Here is a 17,655-nt window from a genome sequence, read left to right on the forward strand (position 1 = left end):
ATGGCAACTGAAGCCGTCTTTCCCGCTTTCATCCGCGCGACCTATCAGGAAACATCCGATGGGCTTCCCGCCTTCGAGCGGGCGATGCAAACGTCCGTCAATCGAGCCCAGAAGGCGGCGCAGGTCTCGATGGACCAGATAACACGCGAAATCTCTGACGCTTTGGTCGGGGGAAAGAGCGATCTTGGCGCTTCCGATCTACGCGCGGCCGCCGCGGCAGCGGAAATGCGTGCTCAAGCCGCCAGGAAGATAGCCACCTCCATGACTGCGGCTGCGGCCGCCGAAAATGACTACAGCTTAGCGACACAGGCCTCTATCATGGCGGCGCGCCGGCTTGCGGATGAAGAAGAAAATGCTGCTCGCGTGGCGAACCTTCATGTCGCCGCAGTTGAACGCATCAATCAGGTTGCTCGGCAGAACAGCATATCGTTAATCGCCCTTTCCGATGGCAACATGATAGCCACCCGATCCAGCAACGCCCATCGGCAGGCCCAGATGATGCTAGCCCAGCAAATGCAGGACGTAGCTATCCAAATGCAGTTGGGTATCAACCCGCTCATGATCCTTACCCAGCAGGGCAGCCAAGCAGCATTCTCACTGGCTCAGATGGGTGGCAAAGCTGCGGCGGTCGGTCGCTTCCTATCAAGCCCGTGGGTGGCCGCTCTCGCCATCGCAGGAACAGCGCTGGGTTCGCTGCTTACGAAATCGGAGGATACTGCTGATGCTCTGGAGAAGATCAAATTCTCCTCCGATGCTGTCGGCAGTGCGCAGGGCATCATGGGTGATGCAATGGATCTGGCCACCGGCAAAATCACGACACAGCGAAAGGAGCTTATTGCCCTCGCAATAGCTCAGTCGAAGGTTGGGGCCATCCAGGCACAAACGCGCGCAAATGCCCTCCGCGGGGAAGTCCAATCACTCCAGGCGCCCACCACCGAATTGTCGGGCGGCTTTGGTGGCGGCTTCGATGTCAGACGCGTCGATGCAGGTGCGCGGGGTGCCATCTCAAGATCCTTCCTTACTGGCGAGATAGATGGCAAAACGGCGGTTCAGCGCCTTGATAACCTCCGTAAAGCTGGCGCATTGACTGACGAAGCATTCGCCTCTGCTGCCAAATCCATCGCCAGCCTGGGAGTTGAGCTAGCAAACGTAAAGACATTTGAAGCGGCGGAGCGGCTTCTCAATGGTGCAGGCACCACCGGAGATCGCGGCCTGTTGTTGAAACCGAAAATTGATCGTTCGCCTAAGCCGAAAACGGACCCGCAGGCAGAAATGGCGAAGGATCTGTTCGAAGATCGACTCCAGGCTCAGGGTAACGTCGGCAAGCTGGCGCAGGATATGATTGAGCGTCAGTTATCGTGGGGCAAAGATCAAGTCACTGTTGGCGATCAGCTAATCCAGCAGGCGAAAGATCTGGCGTCTCTTGAAGAAGCCAGAGCGCAGGGTGCTCAACAGGTTCTCGACGGCCATCTGCGGCAGCTCGACGCTTTGCAGCGCCTTGGTGGGCTGGCGGGAGGTGCCGCCGGCATAGTCGGCGGCATTCTCGATGGCGGCAATTTCTACGGTGTGAACGGAAAGGCGGGCGACATCCTGCGCGCCTTCTCCCCGATGGTGGGCGAGGACGGCTGGAAGAACGTTACCGAAAAGCTGGACGAAATTTTCGGCGGCGACGGCGAATTCAAGAAGGGTATGACGAAAATCCTGCAAGGCGCTGGCGCAGGTCAGACTGCCGCTGGCTTGCTCCTTGGCGGGGCGAATAACGCGCTCACCAGCAGCATCGGAGGTGCGCTCGGTAACAAGATCGGCGAAAAGTTCCTGACCAAGCCCCTGAAAGATGCCTTTGGCGAAGCCTTCGGGGACTTTGCTGGCCCACTGGGCTCAATTGCTGGCGGCCTGCTAGGCGGCGCCCTGGGCGGCCTCTTGTCGAAGCCCAAATGGGGCACTGCCGTCGTCACCGGCCAAGGGAACGGCGACGTCACAGTCGCCGGCAATAAGGCGGCCTATCGGTCCAATGCCAATCTTGCGGGCACGTCGATCCAGAGCGGGCTGGACGCGATCGCTGAGCAGCTTGGCGCCGACGTCGGCGGGTACCAGGTCTCCATCGGCCAGTACAAAGGCAAGTGGCGTGTCTCCACCATCGGCCGCGAAGGCAAGCTGAAGGGCGGCTCCGGCCGGACCGACATCAAAGACTTCGGCAAGGAAGGCGGCGAGGACGCGATCAAATATGCCATTGCCGACGCGGTAAAGGATGGCGCCCTGCTTGGCCTTCGCGCTTCCACGCAAGCGCTGCTGACCCGCTCCGACGACATCGAGGGCCAGCTTCAAAAGGCGCTGGACTTCGAAAACGTGTTCCACCGGCTGAAGGAATATACCGACCCGGTCGGCGCAGCGCTGGACACGCTCGACAAGGAGTTCACCCGGCTGAAGAAGATCTTCGAGGAAGCCGGCGCATCCACCGAAGAATATGCGCAACTCGAGGAGCTTTACGGCAAGGAGCGCGCCGCCGCTGTCAAGGATGCGGCGGAGAAGGTCACCGCATCGCTGAGGTCTCTGTTCGATGAACTGACCGTCGGCAATGATGCCCGGTCGCTCCGCGAGCGCCTGGCGGAGGCTCAGGCCAATTATAACCCGCTCGCCCAGCGCGTGGCCGCCGGCGACACCTCCGCCTATGACGACTATTCGGACGCCGCCCGGACGCTGCTCGACTTGCAGCGGCAGATCTATGGCTCGAGCGAGGACTATTTCAAGCTGCTGGACCAGGTGACGGCGCTCACCAAGACTAGGATCGCTTCGGAAAGCAACATCGCATCGATTTCGGCTGCAAGGGAAAGCCTCTTCGCCAGCGACGGCGCCACGGCACCGGTTGTTTCAGCAACGGAAAGCCAGACGCAAAAACTGGTGGCAGCCCTGACATCGCAGACCGGCGAAACCACTGCCTGGCTGCAGGCGATTGTGAACCAGTTGGCCGCTCTACGCGCAGGAGTTGCGACAACGCCCGCTGCCCAAGTGCTCCGCACAGCGAAGCAGAACTTCTAAATGTTATTCATTGCCGCAGACCTGGTTCCTGGTAGCGGTGGGACCAGGGCGCTGCGTGCGCCCTGGCCCAAGAACGGCTGCAGAACCATAAACTCGTCCGATGAAATATTTTCAACCAATATGCGCTAACTGTTCATTTGCACTCGACTTTTAACGCTTTGCGATTTGTTATGCATGCGTAAGATTCGGAGGGATAGAGTGGCGAAGAAGTGCACAGTTCAATATCGGCAGCTAAAGACCGATGGGATCGGTGAAGGCGCTAACCTCAAGGCAATGATTGTTGATGTTCTTCAGCGGCGCGCGCGCGGGCAGGCGCTTGCTGAGAATGCGAAGCTGCGGAAATTGGATATCGACCAAGACAATAGTTTCGTTATTCTCAATAAACTCTCACCACGTGAGACCTGGGGCGGACCCATTTTCGCTGGTCAGCTGATCCATCTTCAGGAAGGTTCGGATGTCCATGCAGTGACGCAATCATTGGACGACGACACAGACGAGTTTGTCCTTCAAAGTTTGAATGTAGGCGAGCAGGCGCGGGTCCTCAAAGGTGCACTGTATTTCGCAGTCATCGGAAATAACGTTGGTCTCATCGAGGGGACGCAGGTTAAAGGCCGCACGCTCGAACGGTATCTGACGCGCATGTTTCAGGACGCTGGTGAACTTGAGCCCGGCCAAGCCATAATCCTTAATGGGAAATTTTTGGCCGGTGATGGCAAGGAGTTGTCCGAATCATCGGAAATTGAGATTGCCGCGGTCCCCAACAACAATCAGGGGCAGCCTCGGCGTGAAGTAGCTATTGCTGAGAGAGAGGCTGCTCAAGCGCGCGAAGAAGGTGCAACGGTTTTTGACGTATTGAGGGTTCTTGGGTGGACGCCTGAGGCGCTGGAACGACTTCGGGGAGAAGTTCCCGATGACGGAACAATTGAAGGTTATTTCAAGGTCTTCATCAAGGAACGGCGAAAGAAAAAGCCTATATCGCGTGCGACCATCAACGAGGCTCTTCGCAATATAGATCCAGCCGATATTGGCTTGCGCGGCGATGGCCGGGAGAAGGGAGGCATCGTAAAGCTTTCCACTCTGATGTCCGTCGACGCGGTCAACTCGCTTTTGGATCCCACAAGTGCTATGGAACAGATTGTGAACGCGCTTCGCATGTGGGCTGAAGCAGGAAGAATAGATTGCAACTTCGCCGGATAGAAAAGGTAGGATTGCCTGTCGCCTTTGCGCTTGGAGCGCTGCTGCCGCCGGCGACATTAGCCGGCGACAGCGGCCGACTATTGGTAACTTTCCTGAGCCTGGTTTCCGCGAGCATCTTGCCTACAATCTCCCTCATAATGGGAAGTATGACCGCAAGCGGCCGGTCGGTGAAAGCCATCAATGATCTGAACGACGAATTGAATGCGGCGGTGAATGCCTTGTTTGCGCTGTTTGGCCTAGTGGGCGTGACAATCGTGTGCCTGATCGCGCTGGCTATACCCGTTCCTGCCCCAATCCACCGATTGTCTCACATTGGTGAAATGCTCAATCGGGGTGGCCAAGCGACCGTAACAGCCGTGGTGGCATTGATTCTGATGCGAGCTGGCCAAGTCCCGGGAATTCTTCGCCGATCGCTGATGATCCGGCACCGCATCGCGATAGACGAAGCTGCAAAGAAAACAGCCGAAAACGCGCAAAAAATTCCACCGATGAAGGAGCTTTTTGGACGACACCCAGACTTCGGCAAGACGGTCAATCTTGAAGACCTTCAGGATCCCGAGAAGCGTCACTGAAGGCGCCCATGCGCCCAGCCCCAGATGGAATACTGCAGGACGGCGGCATCGTTCAGGGGCACGTCGTTTAATCCACTCGGAGTAAACATCGAAGCAAGGGCCATTATAGATACGATGTCGCATGAAGAGGCCCGGCGCGCTGGTTGTCATGGCGCCAGCACCGGGCCCGAGTTTCCGATGGGTGAAAAGGATGAAAAGCCCCACCGAGCGTTTATCGGCTGGCGCCAGACCGAAGCGCCAGCCAGTTGTCGTGATCAGAGGCCGTCTCGATCCATCTGCAGCTGCGAGGGCGGGTCGACCGTCTCGCGGATCTGCCGGCGCATCGCCTTCAATGCGGGCAGATCATTTAATGCCAATATCGTTTGATCCACTTCTATTGGCGTGGCGAACTCGAAAAATCTGCGGAACTCACGTCCACCAGCCAGCATTGTTCCGCTGAGGCGCCGCAGCGCATCAATCTTGCCTGTCTGCATGATCAAACTGAGTGAGACCACCGTGGCGTAAATCTGCTCGACCTGCGCGATCGCTTCTTGGGCTTGCCGATATAGATCGTCCAGCAATGGTTCGCCTGCCTGCCCCATCTCTTGCCGCAGTTTGTCCCAGGGACGGCGCAGTGGCAGGTAACCGTCATTAATCTGACGATTAAGCGCGCCGATGCCTACAACGAGCTGATCCTTCTCCCGAGCTAAGTCATCGGGGATGGGCGGCAACTTACCATCAGCTAGTAGCGCCTGTGCGATGTCATTGCCGTCGGGCTGCCGCCCGTCGCGGATTGTCTCATGCAATTCCAGCAGCCGCACCTGAGCCCGATCGCGTGCTTTTTCCTTGGCGGCGATACCAAGTTTGAGGGATTCTACCCGATTGACGTGTGTATCGACGTCAATCGCTTCCATCGCCGCACGTGCCTTGTCCAAGGGGGACAACTCAGCTTCATAAGCTGACTCTCGAGCGAAAAGCGACATTACCGATTACCTCCGTCCAAGTGGGCGCGGAGGGCTTGGTTTTTAGCGTATGCCCGTGCCCATACATCATCGCTTTTTTGCCGCTTGATGGTGCTAGCGGCAGTCGAACTGTTGTCCTGATCGGTACCAGATCGTGCGTTCGAGCCAGCTAGGCCCTCGTTGGCCGCTCTGGCTTTCGCCCAGACCGAGCCGTTAGCTTTGCGGCTAGCCTCGTCTCGCCGTCCATTCATGCCCGGCAAGCCTTCGCGCGGCGCCCATGCCTTTGCCCAAACGGCATCCGAAGCCTCCTTCCGACGTGCCTTTTCCTCGGCGGCAGCCACTTGGGCCTGGCGCTGCTGCTCCACCGCCGCCGCTATACGAGCGCGCTCGGCGGCATGGTGCTCGGCTTCGATCGTTGCAGTTGATTTCACCGGAGCGCTGGACTGCCGTGCCGAGGGCTGGGCAACAGCGGTCGGCGCAGCCACCGATACTTTACGAGGCACGGCCGGCGCGGCCGCAGAAAGGCCAGCAAACAAGTTCTGACGAAACGCGGGAATGGTCATTTCTTCGCTCCTGAAATGGTGGTGGCGAGAACGTTGGAAACATGGGCGTCATAAGCCCGAAGGGCGGCCTGCCAGCGGATTTCTGCACCTTGTGGGCTATCTTCGACTTGGGCGACCAAGGTGGCGAGCTGGTGATCTCGGAATGCCGCCAGCGCGCGTATGTCAGCTTCTGACAGCTGCGAACGTGCTCGGTCGGCGCCGACGATTCCGCCATCGGTCATAGCCTGGTGAATTGCGTAGGCGACCTTGCCGCCTTCAGCGATGAGCTTGGGATCAGGCATGGCCGAGTGTCTCCCCTGCCAGCGCAGCCACAACCTCTTCCTCGATCGCGACTAGGTCGGCCATCTCGGATAGGTTCAATCTCTGGATGGTAAGTTGGCCAGTAAACCGCCTGCTGTAGGTCTTTGCCAAGATCCGGCCCCCGACGTCGGTAGCGGCCAATGGCAGTTTGGCCAACACTTCTGCCAAGGCATCGGTCAGTGCGTCTGCGGCCGCCCCGATAGCCTGTCCTTCTGCGCCGTTTATGTTGAAGATGGAGGCGACGGCTTCGCGTAGTTGGCTGAGTAAGCGATCATGTAAAATTTGTGTGTCACTCATGCGATTTAGTCCTCCAAATCGAGGAGGAGATTCGCTCTGCTCTTCGATGTTTTGGTCGATTGTAGGCATTTCAGTCTCCATTTTGGGAGCGGTCGCCACAGTGGATTCAGCCTTTACCGCGAGGTTTGCGGGTTGGCCGGTCGGTGATTTTTTCGGCGGAGCCTATTGCAGAGTTTCGGCCACCCTGGCTTGGCGCTCCGCGAAGGTCGAACAACTCGCCCCGGTCCATCGCCTCGAGCATCATCCGCCGCATCATGCGGTTCCCCATCGCCAAGCTGATCGTTGTTGCCCCTTCCGGGTCGAGAGCTGCGGGAAGGCGGGCAAGCACATTGGCGAGCATGTCAGTCAGGGCCGTCGCCGCGATCTCGATGGCCTTTTCCTCAGCACCATCAATGTCGACCACCGCAGTGACTGCCTCTCGCAATTTGCTGAGCAGGCGATCATGCAGGATTGTCGTATCGGTCATGATGTTTTGGTCCTTCAACTGAAGCTTTGGATGTCACGCGGCGGCTTCTTCGCTGTAGAATGAATAGGAGGATCGGCGCGGATCGAACTGGATCACGACCGATCCCATCTTGCCCGGCAGGCCCATTCGAACCTTCGTCACGGCTATAGTGGTGGTCCAATATTCTCGGCTCTTGATCTGAAAGCAGAGCCCGTAGTCAGCCTTGTTCGCCCAATTCGCTGAGCCGCTGATGTCATACAGGCCGGGCATCCGGGGCTTGCCTTGCAACTGGGATGGCTTGGCAGGATGAGCAATCACCCACACCGCGACATCATTTTGCTTAGCAAAGCGTTTCATCAGCCGGATCGCCCGGCCGGTATAATCGGTTTCACTTTCGTCGCCGCGGCGCTTGTGGTCGATTTCGTTCCAAGGATCGATCAGCAGCAATCGCGTTCCGTTACGGATGACCGACGCCCGGCCTAGATCCAGCACATCTTCCACGCTGAGCGCATCTTCGTCGTCCATCGGTGAGTGCGAAATGATGGCGAGATACCGACGGATCATTCCGTCTGCCCAGTCACGCTCCTTCGGGTCGTGCTGCGCAAATTCACCAGTTTCGAGGATGGCGGCCCGCAGCTTGCGGTGGAAGATCGGCTTGATGTCCGTCTCGAAACTGGCGGCTGTAACGTGGATTCCGCGCCGGATTAGATTGGCCAGTATCCACATGAGGAAGCTGGTCTTTCCCTGCCCCGCATAGCCGGTGGCGACGGTGAAGGTTCGCGGCACGATCTGGAACAGTTCATCCAGTTTACCCACGCCTGTTGGCCAAGCCTGATAGGACGGTTGCTCGGGAAAGTCGTCCAGCGCGTACAGCCCTTTGACCGGATATGGCTTGGCTGCATCAAGAACTTCCACCAACCGCTGATGGCCAGAATGTATGACGACATCGTTCGGATCTTTGCAGCCAGCCGGATACTCCACGAAGCTGCACCGCTCCGGCCCGAAGAGGCGGCAAAGGTCGGCGGCCAGAGCCTTTCCCGGTTCGTCGTTATCTACTGCCAGGATCACGCTCTTGATCCGGGACAGGGCATCGTAATGACGCCAGAACCAAGCGTAGCGGGCTCCTTCCTGGAGTTCGTCATCGCCGCTCGCCTCCTTGGGGGCGCCGTTGGGGACTGAGACCACCCGGCGCTTGCCGGCCGTCAGCGTGGCGAGGAAGTCCCACTCGCCCTCCACAATGATCAGGGGCTGGCCGGCCAGAGATTCGTCCGACAGGCAATCTATGTTGAGCAGGGTCAGCGGGGCGCCTTGGTCCATGGCCTGCCGAGCCTTGTCGAGCGGGTCCCGGTACTTGTGATTGAGCGTTCGGCCAGCCTCGCGATAGGGGACCGAAAGCATCATCCTTCCGAACCGGTCCACGGATGCCAAACCAAACTTTGCCGCCAGTGCGGGATCGATTCCCCTGGCGTCGAGCCAGTCCATGTGAGGTTTGGTCAGTTTCACGAGATCCATCCTTCCAGCCGCAATGGTGGCAGCAGCATGCCCAGCCTCGGGCATCGATCAGCACCGACAGGCAGCGCGCGGATTTCTTTTTCCGGTGCGGCGAGCATTGCGGACAGGTGCTGGTGTGCTCCCCCGGCGAATAGCTCGATAGGCGAATGCCCAGCGCCGCCAGTTGATCGGCGGCGGTCATGCGTACAGCGGCATGTCATCACCGGCCTCCTGTCCCGCCTGATTTTTCAAGGCTCGTTCCATGTACGGGATCGGATCGCTCGCACTGTTCCGCTTCGCCTGGCTGATCGCTGCAATCACCGCCTCAACGGAGTAATCCCGCCGCGTCTTGCCGAGCCAGCTTCTGGCCTGCCTTTCGGGTGTTCCGGCCGACGTGATCAGTGCGATGCCCGCGTCGAACATGATTTTTGCCGGATCATCGATTTCGACGGCGGAGCCCGTTTCGTTAGAAACGGAATTACTATTACCTCCTCCATCCTCCATCTGCGGAGGAATTTCTCCACCGGTGGGGAACTCGGACGGAACTGCTTCATCCTTATGCGCGCAGTATTTCCGAACTTCGGGCGTTTGAGGGTATAGTGAGTTCGGCTTTTTGGGCCGTTGAAAGAGCGCGAAGTTCCGAACTGCACCAAGCTCACGACCATCGATTTGGTAACGCATGATGCAACCAGCGCCCGCTAGTTCATCCAAAAGCGCACCCGCGTCCGCATTGTCTGCGGGGAGAAGCCGCATCTTCAGCTTGAGTGGCGACCATTCAAACGAGCCCATGTCATCACACTCGTTCCAAATGCCGATGAACAGGAGCCGGGCGAGAGGAGTAACGGAGGCGAACCGTTCATCCGTCCACAGGCCGGGATGCACTGAACGAATGCGCGCCATTATGCCGTCCCTCCGACAAAGAGCCGGGACCAAGCCGAGTGGGCACGGGCCATTGACCGGCGATGCCATGTGTCCTTCAATAACTGCGGATCCTGCGCGGCCTGGAGAACCAGCGCCCGATAGCGATGCCATGCCATTTCCACCGGCGAACGGATGTTGCACTGTTGCGGAAGCGCGCCAGTTCGACTACATGCTGAGGCGTCGAGTATGGGGCCGGGCGTTGGCGCGTTCCGGCCCTTTTTCTGTGTGTCGAGCATCGGAATGTCCTATGCCTGTACGCGGTGGAGGTCGGCCAAGCCGGTGCGGTCAATGATGCGCCAACCGCGAGTGCGTCGAAGGCCATCAGCCCAGCGACTGGCCCGGCGATGATCTGGAAACGTGGCGTCCAGATTCTCTTCAGCCGGGGCAGGCGTGACCTTCACATCGAAGCCAGCAGCGAACGGCGCGTGCACAATTTGAATTACGTACCGCTCAGCGAGGCCCATAATCGCCTCCGCCGGTCATCCTCTTTATCGAGCGCATGGTGATCATCCGGCGGCCGGCGATCTTGACGCCTTCCAACCCGCCTTCAGTCCCCATGTGCGCATAGATCGTCGATCGCGAGAGGCCGCCGAGCAACTGCCGGGCAGTCGAAATCGGCACGACATGTGGTTCGATGCGATCAGCTTTCATGATCGTGGCTCCCAGTTTGTCCAACATTGTCCGACGATGGGTGACACGGATCAGAAGCCCCGTCATTCGGCCCGATTGCGCATATTTTTTGAGGCAATCGGGAGGATAAAGCGGCGCGGATCGATTTCGGCGCCAAGTCCGACGCTACCCCAGCTAGCGGCGCGAAGGCATGAACGAACCGCACAAACGGCGTCCGGTATTCAGGCTGCTCGCTGTTCTGCGCTGCCGTCGGCCGTCGGCCTGTCCATTCCTCGTACATCCCAGCAAGGCGAAGGATGAGGAGTGTCAGCCCTGGGTGCTGCTGACGCGTCGGCGCTCGTACATCCTCAACCGTAAAGCGATCAGCGAGATCGGCTGCTGCATCCGCGATCTGCGCAAATCCCCCGGTAAGAGGATCTTCGAAGCCGCCTTTCCATTCCGTGCGTGGAAGACGGAAGGCAGCCTGAACACTCTCGACCATCATTGGGAAGAGCGCCTGCCGATAGTCTTCGCGAGCTCCTCCCCCTTCAAATGCCGTCTGTCGTGCACGACGAAGGACAAGCAAGGCATCATCAATCTGCTGGGCGGCCTTGGCGACATTGCCAAGCGCGTCGATGATCTCACGGCCGCGAGGCCTGGAAACCTCACCGAGCGAGACGAACCGATATTCGAGGGCATAGCCGATCAGGAAGGCCGAAAGCCGGGCGCGATCGGCCGGATCAGCTATCCCTATAGCGTCCAACGCTGGCGCGCATTCGGTTTCACTAAAGGGGAGAATGCCAGTGATCGCATCCAGCGCGAAGCGTGCGATGTTATGAGGATAGTCAGGCGCGGCCATGTGCGCCTCCCGACTCATTGGCCACGTTTGCTACGACCACATCCCGGACCGCGGCGCGCTTCACCGCATCCGCGTCGATTATGTCGAACAGCCGCTTGGCCTCCTGCTGGGCGGCCGGGGGGTGGCCGTGGAGCATGAAACAAATCTCCACACCCTCCGGCTTCACGATGAACCCTCCGCCCACCGCTTCAAATTGGGTGAGCCAGCTAGCAGCATCGAATTCAATACTTGGGAGCGCCGCCAGCCTCGTAAGGTCCGCCATGATGCTGGACCACCAGTCATCTGGCCATTCCTCGAAGGCTGCCCACCGCCGGCGGGCATATTGGAGCTTCCACACTGCAGCCTGCAGATCGGGCGCGGAGGTAGCGATGAGAGCCTCCTCGGCTTCGCAACGGGCTTCAGTAAGCCGCTCCATCTCGGCATCGACGGCCGCAGGAATATCGGATCCGCCTCGCCTCTCCGCTCTATAGGCAGGGCGCCAGGTCGAACGATCGTATGAGGTTTCGGCGGTGCGGGCGCGTTGGAAATGGCATGTCGCAGCCATCCATGCCTCACTTGCACCCGGTGGGGTGGTTACGTTCTGCGGAAATGCGCAGTTGTGGTGTTCCATCATGCCCACTCCTGCTCTCCTGAGTCTGCGATCGGGCAGCCTGGGCCATCAAATCCCCTTCCATGCAGTGAGAAGAGGCCGTTTCCAGTGTTAACCCCGTCCTCATCGGACTGGCCGGCGGGATCATCGTCTTCAAAGTCGGGATCGCCGTCTATGTCGTCCAGCCGGTCTATGGCTGCCTGGGCAACCGCCTCAAGCGCCGGCCGATCAAGGCGGGCGAGAAAGCGCTGAAGTTTTGGGGTGACGTCAGCAGTCGCCCCAGGTAATGTTACCTGGTTCATAGGGACTTCCTTCTGATTGAACATCGCTGGCGAGGTCGGTGGCAGCCGCCTCGTCAGCACTCTTCAGGCCTGTGCACCCGCCATTTCATCGACGAGGGTCATCGCCCGATCCGCGTTGATCTTGATCTGCTGGGCAGCAATTTTCATCGCCGCGTCGTTCGCGTCATTTTCACGGACAATGATCAGGTCGTTCATGATCTGCACAACGTCGAGCGCAACGCGAAGCTGATCGGCCGGAGTGGGCATCGCCACATGGGCAAGGACAGCCTCAGCCATTTACAGCCTGCGAGCGGAAGGCGGCGTCCAGTTCTGATTTTCGAGCGTGGATACGCCCGCCGATTTTAAAGTGGGGAAGCTGGTTATTGTAAATTAGATGATAGGTGGCGCGCTCCGTTTTCCCCATGTGGTGGGCGATTTCCGGTACGCCTTTAAGAAGGTCATCTGCCAGGCTCATAACGTTTACCTTCCGTAAGTTTATTGTGGGCTACAGCTATAGCCGACTCTCTTCATGAACTTGCAATTTTCTTTCGTCAAGAGGTAGAGGGAGAGTTGTAGCCAGCAGGAGCAGCGATGATTCTCACATACGGTCAATTGGAGGCTACGGTGGCCGCGCATTTGCGCATTCATCCTGATCGCGTTGGCACCCTTCGAGCACGGATCAAACAGCTTCAGAAACTGCAGTTTCCGCCTGGCGTTAACGTTGGCCGCGGAGCAAAGATGGCTTACTCCGGCGCCCATCTTTTTCAGCTCATCAGTGCGTTTGAACTTATAAATCTCGGATTGCCGGCAGCGACAGCAACAGGGATTGTCACGCCAAGCTGGCGGCAGTTTGCGGCCGGTTTCGGGCGCGCCTTGCAAAATCCTTTTGGAACACGCAGCTCGGACACATTCATCCGTATCATGCAATACTCGCTGGAAGACCTGACCGGCGGCTTAGATCGTAAGGGTTGGAATTCACCAGTTTACATCGATGATCAAGAGAGCTTGAGTAATGATTTCCTGCTGAGAGATGATCAACGGATCGGGCACTCTCACATCATTATTTGCGCCAATGATGTGGTAAGAAGCGTGATTGTCGCAGCGGATCGATTTTCTCGAATTCCCGAATTTGTAGATGATAAAGAGTTCAAATCGTGGATAATTGATTATTCGGACGAGAACTACTGGGTCCGCGCTGGTGGCGCCTGGAAAGCGGATTATGAAGTATTCTAGATGACTAGCATCCGCCGCCGTACTTGGCCCACCCCCTCTGGCGAAGAGAAGACGGCCTGGCAGGTCGACTATCGAGACGCGGCCGGTAAACGCCGCAGCAAGCAATTCGCTCGGAAGAAGGATGCAGAATCTTGGCTGACCACAGCAGCCTATCAGGTCCAGCAGGGCACCCATACGCCTGATTCGCAGTCCATCACCGTTGCCAAGGCTGCTGACCTTTGGATCAAGCGCGGCGAACGCGAAAATCTCGAAGTGTCGACGCTGGCCGCCTACCGCCAGCATGTGAACCTTCATATCGTGCCGATGTGCGGCGACCGAAAGCTGTCCCAGATCACCCGGCCGATCGCGGAGGAGTGGCGCGACCAGCTTATGGAAAAGCTGTCCCGGCCGATGGCCAGCCGGGTTCTCCGTTCCCTGACCGCGATCATCAATGAAGCCCAGTCCCGCGGGCATGTGGCGCAGAACGTCGTTGCCGGCGTGAAGATGCGCCGGGCCAAGCGTGAAAAGCCGAAGATCGTCATTCCGACGAAAGCGGAGCTGAAGGCCATTCTGGAAGCCGCCAAGGTATCGGCGGAGCCGATGGCCTATCCCCTCGCCCTTATCGCCATCTTCGCCGGCCTGCGCGCATCCGAACTGCGCGGCTTGCCCTGGCGGTGCATCGACCTGAAGGCTGCAACGGTGACGGTCGACCAGCGCGCCGATGTGAAGAACGTCATCGGCCCGCCCAAATCGGAGGCGGGATATCGGACCATCCCCCTCCCCGCATCTGCCATTGCAGCGCTCACGGCATGGAAACTAGCCTGCCCACCAACCGACGACGGTCTGGTGTTCCCGTCGCTGGCCAAGCGGGTGATGAGCCACATGTTTATGAACGTGAACATCCTGGGCGCGGTCCAGCTTGCGGCTGGCATTGCCGATCCGGCGATGAAGGACGGGAAGCCCATGCTGAATAAAGAACGGCAGCCGGTGGTGGCCCAACGCTATACCCTGCATGATTTCCGCCATGCCGCTGCCTCGCTGTGGATTGAACAGCGGGTAAATCCCAAGCGCGTGCAGAAATGGATGGGACACAGCTCCATTCAGGTCACATTTGACACATATGGCCACCTGTTCGACCAGGCGGATCAGGACGCGGCCGTTGTTGCAGTGATTGAGCGCGAACTCAGCGAAGCGCTGGCAACGTCGACATCAGGGGAGCCGATCAGGCATCAGTAAAGCTTCGGTCGAAAGTCGAAATCGTCGTCTTCGCCGAAAAGATGCTTGTCGGTCAGGCGCTGCTCAAGCGCCTGCGCTGTCAATGCAGCTTCTCTTTCAGCCAACCGGTTTTCTGCAAATACGACGAAGGCGCCGACTCGCCCTTCAGCACCGCTTTGTTCAGCCCGTAAGGCCGATACCAGCCGCCGCAGCCGGTCAAGGGAGCCAACCTCCTCCAGTAGCTGGTCAAGCGCCGCACCCCGGCGTTCCTCGATGTGCCTGTCCCGTTGTACGCGCTCTCTTTCGCGGCGAGCTTCTTCTTTCCGCCGAAATTCTTCCTCTCGTCGGAGGCGATCATCCCGCATTGCCGCTGCAACGATGACGACGCCTACAGCGATGTCGATCGCCATGCTTTCCAGGCGCTGCACCTTCGCATCGCGAAAACTACGCCGAGGGCTGCTGCCCCAGAAGTATCGTTGATCAAACTCGAACGCCATCAGCCCGTTTGGGTGATAGTCCCATTCAGGTCGCCGGAGGAATGTCAGGTTGAAGTCCCCTTCGTCCCAATCGCTAGATCCACTCCAACGGCGCTTTCGCGCTTTTCGAGCTAACTCATCCTCAGCCAACTCCTGCGGGGTCAGTACGTGCGGTTCACGCCTGATCCCCTCATTTATAGAGAAACCCACCAGCTCGCCTTGGTAGGCGAAAGCAGCCGCTTTCTCAGTGGTGGCAACATCAATGCCAAGGCCCTCAGCAGCAGCCACGATTCGATTTAGTGCGAGTTCCAGCCGATCAAACGAGGCCCGCCCGACGCAAACTTTGATCAAGTCGCGACCTTCTACGGAAATAAGACCATTGATGGATGACGGCTTTCCCTTGCGTAACTGGGCGATGGTACGAGTCACCAGCGGATGATTCGGCACCTGAGCATCAGCTGAAAAGGACGAGGCGAGCACCCGGGCCTCTTCGCGCACGCTCACTATGAAATCTGAATCCGGCTTTGTGTCGCCAGCAGCGATAGTAATCGTGTCCGAGGCATCGGCTTGGACTCGGGGCAGCGGCGTCTGCTTCACAGGTTTGCCTGCCGCCTTCTTCGCCCACCACCCCAGCGGCGGATGCGGGATATCGTGCTTCTTGCAGATCTTATGCAACGCCACGTCCGAGAGGAGGAACTCCTTGGCGAGATGAGTCAGGGGCTTCGACCAGACGAGGTCGTAAAATTCCTGGCGGGTGAACGTGCGCGCCATGCTGGCCCCGTATCGACTCGACGGTGCCTTCTTACATGATGTTGATCGCGGATGACGGAATTGATTGCGTGCGAACTGGAGCGGCTCAAGCCAGCGGCCGGATTTCGGCCGATTCAACCCGCAGTTGAATTTTAACGTGTCATGCGTATATGCATACGTGCAAAGTCGCTCTTCCGCGCCGAACTGTCACCGGACGGTGTGCGTTCCAGCCAATCGGCTGGATAGGCCGGAAGAGCGCATTCACTCAAATTCCCAGACGTCATCCAGCTTGGTACGGATCATTTTCCGCCAACGACCGTGGTCCGGCCGGTCAGTGCGGTATGACCGGGCGACGGCGCCGACGCACATGTCAGCGAGCTGGACCAGGCTATCACCGCGCGAATCCTTCAATCGGATGTCCTTGATGGCTCCGGCCGCCGCGTGTTTCCTCAAGTGGGATTGGAGGTCTCGCCGGAATGCGCGTTCGCCCGACCCGTCGATGATAACCCGCGCCGCGTGCAACCGACCATTGTCGAACTTCATCATGGTTTTCACAAAAAACTGATAGAAGGCTTCCTTGTCGCTCCGGAGCCGGCCTGAATAAATTTGCTCCTTGCGAACCACCAAAACCCGCACGCGGAAATCGAAAGGCGCGATGGCCTGAAAGAAGGCATCCCTCGCGTCCCGGCTCGCCTTGCTGAATTTGAATTCAGCCAATCCGGGCCACGCAGCGCGCGCCTGATCGATCGCATCCGATGTCTGCCTCGCGATTTCGTGATCATCAAACATGACCATCGCGACGGCAAAGACATTCGAGGAACCACGATCCAGGCGAAAACCCGCATCCCCACTTTCATCTATGAACACCAACATTGCACACGGGATAGCGCGCATGTCGGCCGCGGCAAACAATTTCGCCATTTGACCTGATCAGAACTGCCGCCCTGCAAGGCGTTCTCGCTCGAATTGCAACATCGATGCAACATGGAGCCAAAAAATCCCTGAAAACCGTACCATCTTGGGGGACTCTGACTCCGTCAATCAAGGTTCGAATCCTTGTCGGGCATCCACACTTTCCACGAAATCACGGGACCCACGGCAAGGCCGGGGGCGCTTTGGGCTCCAAGAATGCCGCGCCCGATCACCGCCTTGTCAGGAAACGGCATTCCCTGGCCAGCCGGCGCCCCATGTCCCATGCCGGCCTATAGACGGCCATGCCCTTGCGAAGCTGTTCGCACGACATGTTGAGCCCACCGGCATAGACGATGGCCACGGTGCGCCCATACGCGTCGCGCGCCACGGGGACGATGGTGATGGGATCGCGCAAAGCGTGCTTCAGGCTTTCCTTGCTCCGGCGCGAACTGTCCTCCGGGCAGGCCTTGCCCTTGCGGCAACGGCCGACAATGTCGGGGGCTTCGATGCCGATCAGCCGGATCGGCTCGCCATTCACGCGCAGCATGCCGCCATCGACCACCGTCAGGGCGGACGCCAGGAACAGGGCGCCGATCATTCCCTCAACCTCGGACCGGGAAGGGAAACGCCCAGGCTAGCAATCATGTCCTCTCCCCATCGTCCTTGCCCCGCGCGGGACAGTGGCCCCATCGCCCGGAGCCGTTGCGGGAACCTGCGGGGGAAATGGTGCCAGAATCCCGCCGTCCACGACCTTGGGAAAGCTGGCGCTGGCACGGGAGCGACCTCTACGGGCCCCTCACCGACTGCCTCCATTCTCCACCGGAGACCTGTCCCCATTGCGTATGTTTACGCATTCATAATTGATCCTCCAACCTATTTTGCCTTTCCCCGCGAATATGTATCGCTTTGATACAGAATGGTAAAATATCCGATCCGATGCCATATGACTTCCGACATATAGGGCGGCCCGGGCATGCAGATGTCATGGC

At 58.8% G+C, this 17,655-nt stretch carries 21 protein-coding genes; 5 read left to right on the forward strand and 16 right to left on the reverse strand.

Annotation, left to right across the window (positions count from 1 at the left end):
* The 3 genes from EWH10_RS06335 (at window position 1) to EWH10_RS06345 (ending at window position 4,805) form a co-directional block, all read left to right on the forward strand.
* A complete protein-coding gene (locus tag EWH10_RS06335; protein ID WP_229742473.1) occupies window positions 1-3,036 on the forward strand; it encodes a phage tail length tape measure family protein in 3,036 nt (1,011 codons plus the stop codon).
* 198 nt (window positions 3,037-3,234) lie between these two features.
* A complete protein-coding gene (locus EWH10_RS06340) occupies window positions 3,235-4,233 on the forward strand; it encodes a hypothetical protein (RefSeq protein ID WP_130029849.1) in 999 nt (332 codons plus the stop codon).
* On the forward strand, window positions 4,215-4,805 hold the full coding sequence (locus tag EWH10_RS06345) for a hypothetical protein (protein ID WP_130029850.1): 591 nt from the start codon (window positions 4,215-4,217) through the stop codon (window positions 4,803-4,805). Before EWH10_RS06340 ends, EWH10_RS06345 begins: the two co-directional genes overlap by 19 nt.
* 254 nt (window positions 4,806-5,059) lie before the next feature.
* On the opposite strand, the gene EWH10_RS06350 is transcribed toward EWH10_RS06345, so the two are convergent.
* The 13 genes from EWH10_RS06350 to EWH10_RS06415 form a co-directional block, all read right to left on the reverse strand.
* The gene (locus tag EWH10_RS06350; protein ID WP_207212576.1) at window positions 5,060-5,698 is read right to left on the reverse strand and encodes a hypothetical protein; all 639 of its coding nucleotides are present in this window, start codon (window positions 5,696-5,698) and stop codon (window positions 5,060-5,062) included.
* 68 nt (window positions 5,699-5,766) lie between these two features.
* Window positions 5,767-6,309, reverse strand: coding sequence for a hypothetical protein (locus EWH10_RS06355; RefSeq protein WP_130029852.1), 543 nt, complete (start codon window positions 6,307-6,309; stop codon window positions 5,767-5,769).
* Window positions 6,306-6,590 carry a hypothetical protein gene (locus EWH10_RS06360; protein WP_130029853.1) on the reverse strand — a complete coding sequence of 95 codons (285 nt, stop codon included), beginning with the start codon at window positions 6,588-6,590 and terminating at the stop codon, window positions 6,306-6,308. The genes EWH10_RS06355 and EWH10_RS06360 overlap by 4 nt, the downstream gene beginning before the upstream one ends.
* A complete protein-coding gene (locus EWH10_RS06365) occupies window positions 6,583-6,975 on the reverse strand; it encodes a hypothetical protein (RefSeq protein WP_229742474.1) in 393 nt (130 codons plus the stop codon). Before EWH10_RS06365 ends, EWH10_RS06360 begins: the two co-directional genes overlap by 8 nt.
* Before the next feature lie 37 nt (window positions 6,976-7,012).
* Window positions 7,013-7,372: a hypothetical protein gene (locus tag EWH10_RS06370; protein ID WP_188453286.1), complete on the reverse strand. Its 360-nt coding sequence runs from the start codon at window positions 7,370-7,372 to the stop codon at window positions 7,013-7,015.
* 33 nt (window positions 7,373-7,405) lie between these two features.
* Entirely contained in the window at window positions 7,406-8,854 is a 1,449-nt protein-coding gene (locus tag EWH10_RS06375; RefSeq protein ID WP_165363325.1) for a DnaB-like helicase C-terminal domain-containing protein, read from the reverse strand.
* Window positions 8,855-9,040: 186 nt separating this feature from the next.
* A complete protein-coding gene (locus EWH10_RS06380) occupies window positions 9,041-9,742 on the reverse strand; it encodes a hypothetical protein (protein WP_013039465.1) in 702 nt (233 codons plus the stop codon).
* 471 nt (window positions 9,743-10,213) lie between these two features.
* Window positions 10,214-10,414 carry a hypothetical protein gene (locus EWH10_RS06390; protein WP_165363326.1) on the reverse strand — a complete coding sequence of 67 codons (201 nt, stop codon included), beginning with the start codon at window positions 10,412-10,414 and terminating at the stop codon, window positions 10,214-10,216.
* Complete coding sequence (locus EWH10_RS06395; protein WP_130029858.1) at window positions 10,404-11,231, reverse strand: hypothetical protein; 828 nt, start codon at window positions 11,229-11,231, stop codon at window positions 10,404-10,406. The genes EWH10_RS06390 and EWH10_RS06395 overlap by 11 nt, the downstream gene beginning before the upstream one ends.
* Window positions 11,218-11,844, reverse strand: a complete 627-nt coding sequence (locus EWH10_RS06400; RefSeq protein ID WP_130029859.1) for a hypothetical protein — start codon at window positions 11,842-11,844, stop codon at window positions 11,218-11,220. The genes EWH10_RS06395 and EWH10_RS06400 overlap by 14 nt, the downstream gene beginning before the upstream one ends.
* Entirely contained in the window at window positions 11,841-12,122 is a 282-nt protein-coding gene (locus tag EWH10_RS06405) for a hypothetical protein (RefSeq protein ID WP_130029860.1), read from the reverse strand. The genes EWH10_RS06400 and EWH10_RS06405 overlap by 4 nt, the downstream gene beginning before the upstream one ends.
* A 63-nt stretch (window positions 12,123-12,185) precedes the next feature.
* On the reverse strand, window positions 12,186-12,374 hold the full coding sequence (locus EWH10_RS06410) for a hypothetical protein (RefSeq protein ID WP_165363327.1): 189 nt from the start codon (window positions 12,372-12,374) through the stop codon (window positions 12,186-12,188).
* A gap of 16 nt (window positions 12,375-12,390) precedes the next feature.
* Window positions 12,391-12,576 (reverse strand): helix-turn-helix transcriptional regulator, encoded by a 186-nt coding sequence (locus EWH10_RS06415; protein ID WP_130029862.1) that lies wholly within the window; start codon window positions 12,574-12,576, stop codon window positions 12,391-12,393.
* A 116-nt stretch (window positions 12,577-12,692) separates the two neighbouring features.
* On the opposite strand from EWH10_RS06415, the gene EWH10_RS06420 reads away from it, so the two are divergent.
* A complete protein-coding gene (locus EWH10_RS06420) occupies window positions 12,693-13,334 on the forward strand; it encodes a hypothetical protein (protein WP_065846488.1) in 642 nt (213 codons plus the stop codon).
* Window positions 13,335-14,549 (forward strand): tyrosine-type recombinase/integrase, encoded by a 1,215-nt coding sequence (locus EWH10_RS06425; RefSeq protein ID WP_065846489.1) that lies wholly within the window; start codon window positions 13,335-13,337, stop codon window positions 14,547-14,549.
* Here the strand turns inward: EWH10_RS06425 and EWH10_RS06430 are convergent.
* The 3 genes from EWH10_RS06430 to EWH10_RS06440 all read right to left on the reverse strand — a co-directional run bounded on the left by EWH10_RS06430 (window position 14,543) and on the right by EWH10_RS06440 (window position 17,264).
* A complete protein-coding gene (locus EWH10_RS06430) occupies window positions 14,543-15,775 on the reverse strand; it encodes a hypothetical protein (protein ID WP_229742476.1) in 1,233 nt (410 codons plus the stop codon). The two genes, EWH10_RS06425 and EWH10_RS06430, sit on opposite strands and share 7 nt — an antisense overlap.
* Window positions 15,776-16,015: 240 nt before the next feature.
* Window positions 16,016-16,675, reverse strand: coding sequence for a DUF3800 domain-containing protein (locus EWH10_RS06435; RefSeq protein WP_083199068.1), 660 nt, complete (start codon window positions 16,673-16,675; stop codon window positions 16,016-16,018).
* Between the two features lie 220 nt (window positions 16,676-16,895).
* A complete protein-coding gene (locus EWH10_RS06440) occupies window positions 16,896-17,264 on the reverse strand; it encodes a thermonuclease family protein (RefSeq protein ID WP_044661636.1) in 369 nt (122 codons plus the stop codon).
* Between the last annotated feature and the right edge of the window lie 391 nt (window positions 17,265-17,655).

Source organism: Sphingobium fuliginis, from assembly GCF_004152845.1.
GTDB classification, from domain to species: domain Bacteria; phylum Pseudomonadota; class Alphaproteobacteria; order Sphingomonadales; family Sphingomonadaceae; genus Sphingobium; species Sphingobium fuliginis.